This is a genomic window from uncultured Boseongicola sp. (genome assembly GCF_937988555.1).
Classification (GTDB): domain Bacteria; phylum Pseudomonadota; class Alphaproteobacteria; order Rhodobacterales; family Rhodobacteraceae; genus Boseongicola.
Map to the genome: position 1 here is coordinate 1 of NZ_CALJXO010000129.1, position 12,529 is coordinate 12,529.

Annotated in this window: 18 protein-coding genes; all 18 read left to right on the forward strand. The window is 56.2% G+C overall.

Translation table 11 applies throughout. The annotated features are described in order from the left end of the window. The coding region (locus Q1B15_RS07005; protein WP_299752148.1) for an NADH-quinone oxidoreductase subunit A at window positions 1–293 on the forward strand (293 nt) is incomplete at its 5' end. Beyond that, window positions 284–817 (forward strand): NADH-quinone oxidoreductase subunit B, encoded by a 534-nt coding sequence (locus Q1B15_RS07010; protein WP_299752151.1) that lies wholly within the window; start codon window positions 284–286, stop codon window positions 815–817. The genes Q1B15_RS07005 and Q1B15_RS07010, both read left to right, overlap by 10 nt. Window positions 818–829: 12 nt before the next feature. Further along, a complete protein-coding gene (locus Q1B15_RS07015) occupies window positions 830–1,438 on the forward strand; it encodes an NADH-quinone oxidoreductase subunit C (protein WP_299752154.1) in 609 nt (202 codons plus the stop codon). A gap of 5 nt (window positions 1,439–1,443) precedes the next feature. After that, window positions 1,444–1,632 (forward strand): hypothetical protein, encoded by a 189-nt coding sequence (locus Q1B15_RS07020; protein WP_299752156.1) that lies wholly within the window; start codon window positions 1,444–1,446, stop codon window positions 1,630–1,632. Continuing rightward, window positions 1,629–2,132, forward strand: coding sequence for a hypothetical protein (locus Q1B15_RS07025; RefSeq protein WP_299752160.1), 504 nt, complete (start codon window positions 1,629–1,631; stop codon window positions 2,130–2,132). The genes Q1B15_RS07020 and Q1B15_RS07025 overlap by 4 nt, the downstream gene beginning before the upstream one ends. Further along, window positions 2,132–3,340 (forward strand): NADH-quinone oxidoreductase subunit D, encoded by a 1,209-nt coding sequence (locus tag Q1B15_RS07030; protein ID WP_299752163.1) that lies wholly within the window; start codon window positions 2,132–2,134, stop codon window positions 3,338–3,340. Before Q1B15_RS07025 ends, Q1B15_RS07030 begins: the two co-directional genes overlap by 1 nt. Then, on the forward strand, window positions 3,337–3,624 hold the full coding sequence (locus tag Q1B15_RS07035) for a hypothetical protein (RefSeq protein ID WP_299752166.1): 288 nt from the start codon (window positions 3,337–3,339) through the stop codon (window positions 3,622–3,624). Before Q1B15_RS07030 ends, Q1B15_RS07035 begins: the two co-directional genes overlap by 4 nt. Beyond that, window positions 3,624–4,643, forward strand: coding sequence for an NADH-quinone oxidoreductase subunit NuoE (nuoE, locus tag Q1B15_RS07040; RefSeq protein WP_299752169.1), 1,020 nt, complete (start codon window positions 3,624–3,626; stop codon window positions 4,641–4,643). The genes Q1B15_RS07035 and nuoE overlap by 1 nt, the downstream gene beginning before the upstream one ends. A 77-nt stretch (window positions 4,644–4,720) precedes the next feature. Beyond that, window positions 4,721–5,329, forward strand: coding sequence for an NADH:ubiquinone oxidoreductase (locus Q1B15_RS07045; protein ID WP_299752171.1), 609 nt, complete (start codon window positions 4,721–4,723; stop codon window positions 5,327–5,329). Between the two features lie 135 nt (window positions 5,330–5,464). After that, window positions 5,465–5,701, forward strand: coding sequence for a DUF5337 domain-containing protein (locus Q1B15_RS07050; protein WP_299752174.1), 237 nt, complete (start codon window positions 5,465–5,467; stop codon window positions 5,699–5,701). Window positions 5,702–5,745: 44 nt separating this feature from the next. Next, on the forward strand, window positions 5,746–7,044 hold the full coding sequence (nuoF, locus tag Q1B15_RS07055) for an NADH-quinone oxidoreductase subunit NuoF (RefSeq protein WP_299752176.1): 1,299 nt from the start codon (window positions 5,746–5,748) through the stop codon (window positions 7,042–7,044). Window positions 7,045–7,207: 163 nt separating this feature from the next. After that, the gene (locus Q1B15_RS07060) at window positions 7,208–7,492 is read left to right on the forward strand and encodes a hypothetical protein (RefSeq protein WP_299752179.1); all 285 of its coding nucleotides are present in this window, start codon (window positions 7,208–7,210) and stop codon (window positions 7,490–7,492) included. Window positions 7,493–7,618: 126 nt separating this feature from the next. Next, window positions 7,619–7,753, forward strand: a complete 135-nt coding sequence (locus Q1B15_RS07065; RefSeq protein ID WP_299752182.1) for a hypothetical protein — start codon at window positions 7,619–7,621, stop codon at window positions 7,751–7,753. A gap of 220 nt (window positions 7,754–7,973) precedes the next feature. Then, window positions 7,974–8,384: a DUF5333 domain-containing protein gene (locus Q1B15_RS07070; RefSeq protein ID WP_299752185.1), complete on the forward strand. Its 411-nt coding sequence runs from the start codon at window positions 7,974–7,976 to the stop codon at window positions 8,382–8,384. Window positions 8,385–8,432: 48 nt separating this feature from the next. Then, window positions 8,433–10,442, forward strand: coding sequence for an NADH-quinone oxidoreductase subunit NuoG (nuoG, locus tag Q1B15_RS07075; RefSeq protein WP_299752188.1), 2,010 nt, complete (start codon window positions 8,433–8,435; stop codon window positions 10,440–10,442). A 102-nt stretch (window positions 10,443–10,544) separates the two neighbouring features. Beyond that, on the forward strand, window positions 10,545–11,582 hold the full coding sequence (gene nuoH / locus Q1B15_RS07080; RefSeq protein ID WP_299752191.1) for an NADH-quinone oxidoreductase subunit NuoH: 1,038 nt from the start codon (window positions 10,545–10,547) through the stop codon (window positions 11,580–11,582). 3 nt (window positions 11,583–11,585) lie between these two features. Then, entirely contained in the window at window positions 11,586–12,080 is a 495-nt protein-coding gene (gene nuoI / locus Q1B15_RS07085; RefSeq protein WP_299752194.1) for an NADH-quinone oxidoreductase subunit NuoI, read from the forward strand. Next, window positions 12,077–12,478, forward strand: coding sequence for a carboxymuconolactone decarboxylase family protein (locus tag Q1B15_RS07090; protein ID WP_299752198.1), 402 nt, complete (start codon window positions 12,077–12,079; stop codon window positions 12,476–12,478). Before nuoI ends, Q1B15_RS07090 begins: the two co-directional genes overlap by 4 nt. Window positions 12,479–12,529 lie beyond the last annotated feature (51 nt).

The window sequence follows — 12,529 nt, forward strand, 5'->3', positions numbered from 1 at the left end:
TGCTTCTGGCGGCGGTACTTGCAGCGCCAAGCAATCCGGACCCCGAAAAGCTGTCGGCCTATGAATGCGGGTTTAACGCATTTGATGATGCAAGGATGAAGTTCGATGTCCGGTTTTACCTCGTGGCGATCCTGTTCATCATTTTCGACCTGGAGATTGCCTTCCTGTTCCCATGGGCCGTGGCCTTTGGCGGGCTGAGCGACGCGGCGTTCTGGTCGATGATGGTATTTCTAAGCGTGCTGACCATTGGGTTTGCATACGAGTGGAAAAAGGGAGCTCTGGAATGGGAGTAAGCACAGGGCTGAACACGGCTGGCGCTGACCGCGAGGTTGCTACTCAGACATTGAATAAAGAGTTGCAGGACAAGGGGTTCCTTGTGACCTCGACCGATGACATCGTGAATTGGGCGCGCACCGGTTCGCTGCATTGGATGACGTTTGGACTGGCTTGCTGCGCGGTCGAGATGATGCACACAGCGATGCCGCGCTATGACATGGAACGGTTTGGCACGGCTCCGCGCGCCAGTCCGCGGCAATCGGATCTGATGATTGTGGCCGGCACCCTGACAAACAAAATGGCGCCCGCGCTTCGCAAAGTTTACGACCAGATGCCCGAGCCACGCTATGTGATCTCGATGGGATCTTGCGCGAACGGTGGCGGGTATTACCACTACAGCTATTCCGTCGTGCGTGGCTGCGACCGGATTGTGCCGGTTGATGTCTATGTGCCTGGCTGTCCGCCGACGGCCGAGGCGCTGCTTTACGGCATCCTTCAACTTCAGCGCAAAATTCGCCGTACCGGCTCCATTACACGATAGGAAAGGGTGCCCATGTCCGAGGCCCTCACCGAGCTTGCCACCCATATCGAATTGAAGCGCCCTGATTGCGTGATCTCATGGGGCATTGCTTTTGGCGAATTGACGATCCACGTCACGCAGTCCTCTTTGCCAGGGTTTGTAGAGTTTTTGAAGGTCGATGGAAATTGCCGGTTCTCAACGCTCGTCGATATTACGGCTGTCGATCACCCGGACCGTGATCCGCGGTTTGATCTCGTTTACCACTTCCTCAGCATGTACCAGAACCACCGTGTCCGTTTAAAAGTCGGCGTGCGCGAGGACGATATTGTGCTGTCTTTGACCGGGGTTCATTCCGGCGCAAACTGGTTTGAGCGTGAAGTCTTCGACATGTTTGGCGTGCTGTTTTCAGGCCATCCCGATCTGCGGCGGATCCTGACGGATTACGGTTTCCGAGGGTATCCTTTGCGGAAAGACTTTCCGACGACCGGCTACACTGAATTGCGGTATGACGAAGAGCAAAAGCGCGTCGTGTATGAGCCGGTGCAGCTGGTTCAGGAATACCGTCAGTTTGATTTCATGTCACCCTGGGAGGGAGCCGAGTACATCCTTCCGGGCGATGACAAAGCCGAAGCGAAGGGATGAACTCCATGGGCGGAGGTTTGCCAATTCTGTTTGCGATGATCTGGGTGGCCTTGTTGGTTGTTCCGTTCTGGAAGCTTTTGCCGCGTTATGGCATCTCGAAATATTTCGCTCCATTGGCCGCAATGCCGGCGATTGCATTGGTGCTTTTGTGGATTATTGCGTTCAAAGAAGACGTGGACGGGCCGCGCTCATGACGGCGATTTTCTTTTGCGTTGGCGCGGCGAAGGCAGGGACAAGCTGGCTGCATCGCCAGTTGTCGGACCACCCCGAGTGCCACTTTTGCGCAATCAAAGAACTTCACTATTTTGATGCGATCGGGGCGGGTAGGCTGGGCCGCCGGACTAAACATCACCAGGCACAACAGGTTGCGTTGAAAGACCGGCTTGCCGTGCGCGGAGCGCCCGCGAGGGCTGCGCGAAAGCGGCGAACGGCGGATCGCGCAGCGGTGCCGTGCGCCCGACTTTTGGTTGAGGTATTTGAAAACATGATCGCGGGCCCGGGGTTCGAGTGGATTTGCGATTTTCTTGGGATTTCGCGGATCACCGCGCAAATGGCCGCTGTGCATGCAGGTCGCGACCTTTCGATGACCCTGGATCAAGGACAGGCGGCGGCGGCATATCTCGCCCCGCTACACGACGCGGCGGCGCGCTTTGGGGCAGATGCCCAAAGCCTGTGCCCGAAAGGAATACGATGATGGACGGTAATTTCGACGACGCGCTGACCGGCGAACAAAAAATCCGGAATTTCAACATTAACTTCGGCCCGCAGCACCCTGCGGCGCACGGAGTTTTGCGGCTTGTGCTGGAGCTTGACGGCGAGATCGTGGAGCGGTGTGATCCGCATATCGGCTTATTGCATCGTGGCACCGAAAAACTGATGGAAAGCCGAACGTATCTGCAGAATCTGCCGTATTTCGACCGGTTGGATTATGTGGCGCCAATGAACCAGGAGCACGCCTGGTGTCTGGCGATCGAAAAGCTGACTGGCACGGAAGTACCACGGCGCGCCAGCCTGATCCGCGTGCTTTATTCCGAGATCGGCCGGATTTTGAGCCATCTGTTGAACGTCACGACGCAAGCCTTGGACGTGGGCGCTTTGACGCCACCGCTTTGGGGCTTTGAAGAGCGTGAAAAGCTCATGGTGTTTTACGAACGGGCCTGTGGGGCGCGGCTTCATGCGGCGTATTTCCGCCCCGGTGGTGTGCATCAGGACCTGCCGCCCGATCTGATCGAAGACATCGACACATGGGCTCAGGAATTTCCGGCGGCGCTGAACGATATTGATAGTCTGCTGACCGAGAACCGTATCTTTAAGCAGCGCAACGTTGATATCTGCGTGATCAGCCAGGAAGAAGCGCTTGAGTGGGGCTTTTCCGGCGTCATGGTGCGTGGCTCCGGCATGGCGTGGGATTTGCGGCGCTCGCAGCCTTATGAGTGTTATGACGAGTTTGATTTCCAGATCCCCGTGGGTACCAATGGCGATTGTTATGACCGTTATCTGTGTCGCTTGGCCGAGATGCGCGAGTCGGTGAAGATCATTCGACAGGCCTGTGAAAAGCTGCGCAATGAGCCGGGCGAAGTGATGTCACGAGGCAAAATCACGCCACCTTCTCGGGGCGATATGAAGACCTCGATGGAGGCGTTGATCCACCACTTCAAGCTTTACACCGAAGGCTTCCACGTGCCCGAAGGCGAGACTTATGCCTGTGTTGAAGCGCCGAAAGGCGAGTTCGGCGTCTACCTTGTGGCAGATGGCACGAACAAGCCGTACCGCGCGAAAATCCGCGCGCCGGGGTTCCTGCATTTGCAGGCGATGGACCATATTTCTAAGGGGCATCAGCTTGCGGATGTGGCCGCGATCATCGGAACACTGGATGTGGTGTTCGGGGAGATTGATAGGTGAGTTTTCAGCAACTCGTCGAATGCGCAACGCACGGACAGACGCGAGCGTCGTATGTTTGCCATCACCTTCTTCAGTCTGGGCAAGATGGCTCGATGCGCCCTGTGAACTGGGTGCGGGATGAAGACGAGCATGTGAACGCGTGGTGCGATGAATGCGAAGAATATCTTCAAAGCCACGGGGCGGAATGGAACGACAAAACCGAAGCATTCGCCAAGATCAGGATGATTTGCGAGAATTGCTTTGAGACCCTTAAAGCGACCAACCCGACGAAAGAACTTACGTAATGCTGCGCCGACTTCATAAAGACCAACCCGATGCTTTCGTTTTCACGCCTGACAATCTGGCATGGGCAGAGGCTCAGATTCAGAAATACCCGGAAGGGCGGCAGGCGTCTGCGATCATTCCGCTTTTGTGGCGTGCGCAGGAGCAAGAGCGTTGGCTGACGCGGCCTGCCATGGAATACGTCGCGGCGATGTTGGGCATGGCCTATATCCGGGTGCTTGAGGTGGCGACGTTCTACTTCATGTTCCAGCTTCATCCCGTTGGGTCTGTGGCGCATATTCAGGTGTGCGGCACGACGTCCTGCATGATTTGCGGGGCCGAGGATTTGATTGGTGTGTGCAAAGAAAAGATTGCCAAGAATGCGCATGATCTGTCGGACGACGGCAAATTTTCGTGGGAAGAGGTCGAGTGCCTGGGCGCCTGTGCGAACGCGCCAATGGCGCAGATCGGCAAGGATTATTACGAAGATCTGACGACGGCACGTCTGGGCGAGATCATCGACGAGATGGCGGCGGGTGGCGTGCCTGTGCCGGGTCCGCAGAGCGGTCGATTTGCAGCAGAGCCCAAGGAAGGGCTGACGACGTTGAAAGACTTCAGAAGCGACAAGAACAAGTATAACGCAAGCGCGCAAGCTGCGATTGATATCGGCGATACCATCAAGCGGATTGATGGCACGGAAGTGCCGCTTTTGACGCCTTGGATTGAAGGCAGCGTTGCAGTCGCCAAGCCTCGGGTCGCGAAGGTGACGCCGATTTCAGCAGCCACTCCGAAGGCTGCGCCTGGTGCCAAGCCGGCGGGTCTTGGCGAGGCGCGCGGCGGGCAGGCGGACGATTTGAAGCTTATCAAAGGCGTTGGTCCGAAGCTTGAGAAGCTACTGCACTCCCTTGGATTTTTCCACTTCGACCAGATTGCGAACTGGACGGCGGAAGAAATTGCTTGGGTAGACGAAAACCTTGCTGGGTTTAAGGGGCGGGTGACGCGTGATGACTGGATTGTTCAGGCAAAGGTGCTCGCGACTTAGGCGGAACTATAGAAATTTTGCCTAAACGCGAATCCTGTTATATCCATTTCAGGTCAGAAGAATTTGGAGGCGCATTAATGTCACGACACACTCAAGGCTCTCTTACAATTGCATACGCAATTGCGGGGGCTGTTTTCCTTGTAGCGTTCGTAGCTTTGTTGGTTCTTAGTTCGTTGTCGGTTTTGGCTGCGGTATTTGTTGCCGCTTTGATCGCCGCGGTTGCAGCTATCGTGTTTTATCGGGGATTTGCTGGCGGGTCGGATGGCCCGGTTGCGGCCGCACCGGTGGCCAAGCCCGTGACGGCAGCGGCCCCTGTTGCAGAGCCGGCTCCGGTGGTTGAGGCGGCTCCCCAGTCAGAACCAGCACCGGAACCTGAATCTGTGGCCGTCGCAGGCGCTGGTGACCAGCCTACAGGTCTGGATGGACCACGCGCCGGGACCGGAGATGATCTCAAGAAGATCAAAGGCGTTGGCCCGAAGCTTGAAAAGCAGTTGAATTCACTTGGCTATTGGCACTTCGATCAGATTGCAAACTGGTCTGCGGCGGATGTGGCTTGGATGGATGAAAACCTTAAGGGTTTCAAAGGCCGTGTCAGCCGGGACAATTGGGTCGCGCAATCCCAGACGCTTTCCGGCGGCGGTGAGACCGAATTTTCAAAGCGCGTCGAAGACGGCGGCGTTTACTAACGGCCCGAAGGGTGGCTCATAAAGACGGGCGAGGGCGGCCAACCGCCCCGCTTCAAAGGGGACTATTGTAGTGACGCGTGATGCGTCGGGATTTTTCCGTGCCGCAGAGCGGTGCCAAGAAAAAGTGTGGATCATATGAGCGAGATGAGCAACGATCTGAACCGTCAGAAATCCCTATCCCGGCAAGCGAGGGTTGTTTCGGTTGTAATTGCGGGGACGATGATCGTTTGGATGCTCGCGCAATTCATTGGCGGGCAACTTGGGCTTCCCACACACTACGTTTTCCTGTTTGACCTCTTTGCACTGGCTGGATTTTCTTGGGCCCTTGTGGTGACCTGGCAAATCTGGCGTAAGCGGCGCGACGCAGAATAACCCGCGACGGGGTCTAAACCCATTTCGCGAATAAAGAGGTAGACATGCTCGACGACAAGGACCGCATCTTCACAAACCTTTACGGGATGCACGATCGCACGCTGCAAGGCGCGCAATCGCGCGGACATTGGGATGGTACCGCTGGCATCATCCAAAAGGGGCACGAATGGATTGTCGATCAGATGAAGGCCTCTGGTCTTCGCGGTCGCGGCGGTGCGGGTTTTCCGACGGGTCTGAAATGGTCTTTCATGCCGAAGGAAAGCGACGGCCGTCCAAGTTACCTTGTGGTGAACGCCGACGAGAGCGAGCCCGGCACCTGCAAAGACCGCGAGATCATGCGACACGATCCGCACACGCTGGTCGAGGGCTGTCTGATTGCGTCCTTCGCAATGCAGGCGCATGCCTGTTACATCTACATTCGTGGCGAATACATCCGCGAAAAAGAGGCGCTTCAGGCCGCAATTGATGAGGCCTATGACGCCGGTCTTGTGGGCAAGAACGCTGCCGGGTCGGGGTGGGATTTTGATATCTACCTGCACCACGGCGCGGGCGCATATATCTGCGGCGAAGAAACAGCGCTTCTGGAAAGCCTTGAGGGCAAGAAGGGCATGCCAAGGATGAAGCCGCCGTTCCCTGCGGGCGCGGGGCTTTATGGCTGTCCGACGACGGTTAATAATGTCGAATCTATTGCGGTGGTGCCGACGATTTTACGGCGTGGTCCTGAATGGTTTGCGGGCTTTGGACGTCCGAATAATTCCGGGACGAAGCTGTTTGCGATCAGTGGGCACGTGAACAACCCGTGCGTCGTTGAAGAAGCGATGTCTATTTCCTTTGAAGAACTGATTGACCGCCATTGCGGTGGTATTCGCGGCGGTTGGAGCAATCTGAAAGCGGTGATCCCCGGCGGATCATCGGTGCCGTGCATTCCCGGCAAGACGATGAAAGACGAGGCGATCATGGATTTCGACTGGCTGCGCGAGCAGCGGTCAGGTCTGGGAACCGCAGCAGTCATCGTGATGGATCAGGATACTGATATTATTAAAGCGATTTGGCGCCTGTCGAAGTTCTACAAACACGAAAGTTGCGGTCAGTGTACGCCGTGTCGTGAAGGCACGGGTTGGATGATGCGTGTGATGGATCGTCTGGTGCGTGGCGAGGCCGAGCCGGAAGAGATCGACATGTTACTTGATGTAACCAAGCAGGTCGAAGGGCATACGATTTGCGCCCTTGGCGACGCGGCGGCATGGCCTATCCAGGGGCTTATCCGTCACTTCCGCGACGAGATCGAAGACCGGATTAAGGCCAAGAGATCGGGAAAACTGTCGAGTGTTGCAGCCGAGTAAACTCCCTTAACGTTACGTAAATACGCCCCTTTAAGGTCATATTTATGCGTGACTTATATGACAAATGACATATCTCGAACTCTGAGAGCATGGCCAAAGCGCTGCCTACACGAGGTTGGTCGGTTAAAGAAGTGCTCCGGGCAGGCAGCAGGACAGTAAGTACATGTATACATTTTTTGCGGTTTTGCAGATCGCCGTAGCGATTGCCTGCCTTTATATCGTGACGCAGTCGTCGGTTAGGCAGGTTTGGGCCACGTTAACGTTCGGTTTGACCGCAGTGGTGTTTTTTGGAAACGGACTTCGTGTCGCTTGGGATATGTTTGCAATCGACTCGGCTTTTTACTTGCACAGCATCGTGTTCCCTTACGCCTCAAACGCGATGATTGCGCTTTTGATGGTAACGGCCGCCACGATTGCTTACCGTGCCGTCAACGGCGGGAAATTCTGAGGGCGCTGCGATGATCCGTTTCTGGGACGGATTTCTGAGTGCATTGGGCGCTGTTTTAACACTTTTTATCGTTGGTGTTACCGCTTAGGGGGTGGCGGTGGCCCTTTATGCCTGGCGGATCCCAGTATGGGATGGGTTGATTTTGGGGGATTTGGGTTTGTGGGGCTGGTGATGGTTGGCGCATTTCTGCGCAAAGCCGGGCGCGGCGTACATCTCTTGCGCGAACGGCGGCGTTCACGCCTACTCGATCACAAACCGTAACAGTGATCACATCTTTCGCCAAAGCCGAAATGATCAGAAAAATTCTTTAACACAAATGCTTGGAGGTCATTCCCCAAAGTCAGGGTGGCAGAAAAACGCCCAAAATATCCTATTTGCTTCGACTTCTTGAGCGAGGTCTCATCTTTTGCGCTTTGCCCCCCTATATCTTATGTGACGGACAGGGAGCGGGACCTGTGCCGTCAAAACGAGCAGGTAAGATGTGAATAGTATTTGTAAAAAACTGGCAATTCTGGCTGTCGCGGTGTCGATATCCACGCCCTTGGTGGCGTTACAGCCGCTTCATGAGGACCGCACCGTGATTTCGGGCTTCTATGCAATAGGGTTTGCAGATCTTGTGCGGCGCAATTGCGATGACATTTCGCCGCGCTATATTCGCGCCTATAATTACTTAAAAGCCTTGGAAAAGTACGCGCTGAAAGCCGGTTATTCCGAGGCTCAGATCGAAGAGTTGACGGATAATCGCGAGGAAAAAGAAATACTTAGGGTGCGGATTGAGGCGGATTTGGCCTCTAGAGGGGCAAGCCCTGAAACGCCGCAAGGCTATTGCACTGTGGGCCGTGAAGAAATAGCCAAGAACAGTGCAGCAGGTCGACTGCTTCGCGCGAAGTGACACGCCGCCCGGACGAGAGGCGGCGGAACCTAAGGGAACCGAAGTCCAATGGCCGACCTGAGAAAGATCATCATCGACGATATGGAAGTCGAGGTTGATCCGGCGCTGACACTGATCCAAGCCTGCGAACAGGTTGGGATTGAAATTCCGAGATTCTGTTACCACGAGCGTTTGACCATCGCGGGCAATTGCCGGATGTGTCTGGTCGAAGTTGTTGGAGGCCCGCCGAAACCCACCGCGTCTTGTGCGATGCAAGTCAAGGATTTGCGCCCCGGACCTGAGGGAACGCCACCTGTGGTGAAAACAAAATCGCCGATGGTCAAGAAGGCGCGGGAAGGCGTGATGGAGTTTCTCCTGATCAACCACCCACTGGATTGCCCGATCTGCGATCAGGGTGGCGAATGCGATCTTCAGGATCAGGCGATGGCTTACGGCGTGGATTTCTCGCGCTACCGCGAACCAAAACGGGCAACCGACAAAATGGATTTGGGGCCACTTGTTGGCACGGCCATGACGCGCTGCATTTCCTGCACGCGTTGTGTGCGCTTCATCACCGAAGTCGCGGGCATGCCCGAGTTGGGGCAGACCGGGCGCGGGGAAGATTCCGAGATTACATCGTATCTGGGCAAGACGCTTGAAAGCGAGATGCAGGGCAATATCGTTGATTTGTGCCCGGTTGGTGCTTTGACGTCGAAGCCTTACGCGTTCACGGCGCGCCCTTGGGAACTGACAAAGACCGAGACGATTGACGTTATGGACGCGCTTGGGTCGAACATTCGGGTCGACACCAAGGGTCGTGAAGTGATGCGGATTTTGCCGCGCAACCACGACGGCGTGAACGAAGAATGGCTATCGGACAAATCGCGGTACTCCTGGGACGGTCTGCGCCGTCAGCGTTTGGACACGCCGTATATTCGTGAGAACGGAAAATTGCGCGCCGCAACCTGGGGCGAAGCGCTTAGCGCTGTTGCAACCGCGATATCGGGCAAAAAGGTTGCGGGTCTTATCGGCGATCTGGCTCCGGTCGAGGCGGCGTTTGCTTTGAAAGAGATGATCGAAGGGCAGGGCGGCTCGGTAGAGTGTCGTGTGGACGGCGCGGCTTTGCCGGCTGGAAACCGCTCGGGTTACGCGGGCACAGCTTTGATCGAAGACATTGATACTGCCGAAATGATATTGCTGGTGGGCACGAACCCACGCAGCGAAGCGCCGGTTTTGAATGCACGCATTCGCAAAGCCTGGTCGAAGGGCGCGAAAGTTGCTTTGGTCGGCGAGGCGGTCGATCTCACGTATGATTACACTCACATCGGTACCGGCATGGGCGAATTGGCGGCGCTTGCGGCGCAAGACCTTTCCGACAAGCAGGGCCTGCGCGGTGTGATGATTGTGGGGCAAGCAGCTTTGGCGCACGAAGGCGCTTTGGCCAATGCCATGAAGGTGGCGGAAGCGGCCAATTCCAAGCTGTTGATCCTGCACACGGCTGCGGCGCGCGTTGGTGCGATGGACGTGGGCGCGGTGACGGATGGCGGAATTTCAGCGGCGTTGGACGGTGCAGAGGTTGTTTACAATCTTGGCGCGGACGAGGTTGATATCGCCGAGGGCGCGACTGTTATCTATCAGGGAAGCCATGGCGACCGGGGTGCGCATCGTGCGGATATCATCCTGCCATGTGCCGCCTGGACCGAGGAAAACGGTTTGTTCGTCAATACCGAAGGGCGGCCACAGCTGGCTTTGCGGGCCTCGTTCCCGCCGGGTGAGGCGAAGGAAAACTGGGCGATTTTGCGGGCTTTGTCGGCAGAGTTGGGGGCGACGTTGCCATACGACTCGCTGGCGCAGTTACGCGCGAAGTTGGTCGAGGCTGTGCCCCATCTGAAAGACATCGACCAGGTGCCGAAAAACGCATGGACGCCTGTGGAGGGCGCAAATGGAGGTACAGGTGACTTTGCCGGCGTGATCGTCGATCATTACCTCACAAACCCGATCCTGCGGGCCGCTCCATTGATGGGCGAATTGCAGGCCGGTGCGCGCGAGCGAAAAGCCGGGAAACTGGCGGCAGAATAAGGCGGCTCGGGTCTGGCCCTTTGACCTGAGATGCTGTTAACACGACGTTGTTTATAAGATGGGGCGAAAAAACGCCCATGGGAACGAAAAAGTTGGGGACGAATGGCTGAGTTTCTGAGCACACCTCTCGGCATCCTTGTGACCGTCATGGCGCAGGTGCTTTTGGTCATCGGTTTTGTGATGATCAGTCTTTTGTTTCTCGTCTATGGCGACCGAAAAATCTGGGCGGCTGTCCAGATGCGGCGCGGACCGAACGTTGTGGGTCCTTGGGGCATGCTTCAGACCGTTGCCGATGCGTTGAAATACGTGGTGAAAGAGATCGTGATCCCGGCCGGTGCTGATCGCACGGTGTTCATCATGGCGCCGATGGCTTCTTTCGTTCTGGCGATGATTGCATGGGCCGTTATTCCGTTCAGCGACACATGGGTTCTGGCCGATCTGAACGTCGCCATTTTGTACGTCTTCGCGGTTTCGTCGTTGGAAGTATACGGCGTGATTATGGGCGGTTGGGCGTCGAACTCGAAGTATCCGTTCCTTGGGTCTTTGCGGTCGGCTGCGCAGATGATTTCTTACGAAGTGTCGCTGGGGCTCATCATCATCGGTGTTATTCTGACGACCGGTTCGATGAACTTCGGTGATATTGTGCGCGCACAGGACGGCAACTGGGGCATCTTCAGCTGGTATTGGCTGCCGCATTTCCCGATGGTCTTCCTGTTCTTTATCAGCGCTTTGGCCGAAACAAACCGTCCGCCGTTCGATCTGCCCGAAGCAGAAAGCGAACTGGTTGCGGGCTATCAGGTGGAATACTCGTCCACGCCGTTCCTGTTGTTCATGGCTGGCGAGTATATCGCCATTTTCCTGATGTGCGCGTTGACCTCGCTGTTGTTCTTCGGAGGCTGGCTGTCGCCGGTGCCTTTCTTGCCGGACGGGCCTTTGTGGATGGTGTTGAAGATGGCGTTCTTCTTCTTCCTCTTTGCGATGGTGAAGGCAATTGTACCGCGTTACCGCTATGACCAGTTGATGCGCTTGGGCTGGAAAGTGTTTCTGCCGTTCTCGCTTTTATGGGTCGTGTGGGTCGCATTCGCGGCGAAGTTTGGGTTCTTCGGCGGGGCGTATGCCCGTTGGGCGATAGGGGGTTAAGAGATGGCACATATCGACTGGAACCGCGCGGGCAAATACTTCCTGCTGCTGGACATGCTGAATGGCTTCCGGCTTGGATTTAAATACTTTTTTGCGCCCAAGGCGACGCTCAACTACCCGCATGAAAAGGGGTATTTGTCCCCTCGTTTTCGGGGTGAACACGCGCTGCGCCGTTATCCAAACGGCGAAGAGCGCTGCATTGCCTGCAAACTTTGCGAGGCGGTCTGCCCCGCGCAAGCCATCACGATTGATGCAGAACCGCGCGACGACGGGTCGCGCCGCACGACGCGTTATGACATCGACATGACCAAATGCATCTACTGCGGTTTCTGTCAGGAGGCCTGCCCCGTGGATGCGATCGTCGAGGGCCCGAACTTCGAGTTTTCGACCGAGACACGCGAAGAGCTTTTCTACGACAAAGCCAAGCTTTTGGACAACGGCGAACGCTGGGAAGCCGAGATTGCCCGCAACCTTGAAATTGATGCGCCGTACCTATGAGTGATCCAAAAAACCCTTTCGATGCCATGATGAAAATGAGCCAGGACTGGGCGAAATCGCTTAATCCCGCTTTGGAATCCTTCACGCCCAAGGGCTTCGAGACGCTTTGGCCAACTATGCCGAAGGACATCATGGAAGGTATGATGGGCAATACGTACAACCCCGAGGGGCTGGACGCCAAGACCAAGCTTTTGCTGACTTTGGGGGCGCTGACGATCCTTGGCGCTCAGGCCGAGGCGCAGATCAGGCTGACCGTGCGTCACGCCATCGAGGCCGGTGCCACAAAGCAGGAAGTAGCGGAAACCATCGCGCTAGTCGGTGTGTTTGGCGGCGTGCCTGCGATGACCAAAGCGATGGAATTGGCCAGTTCGGTGATGGAAGACGGAGGCGCCTCATGACCGCGACTGTTTTTGCCTTTTACCTTTTCTCATTGTCTTGTGTAACGGGGG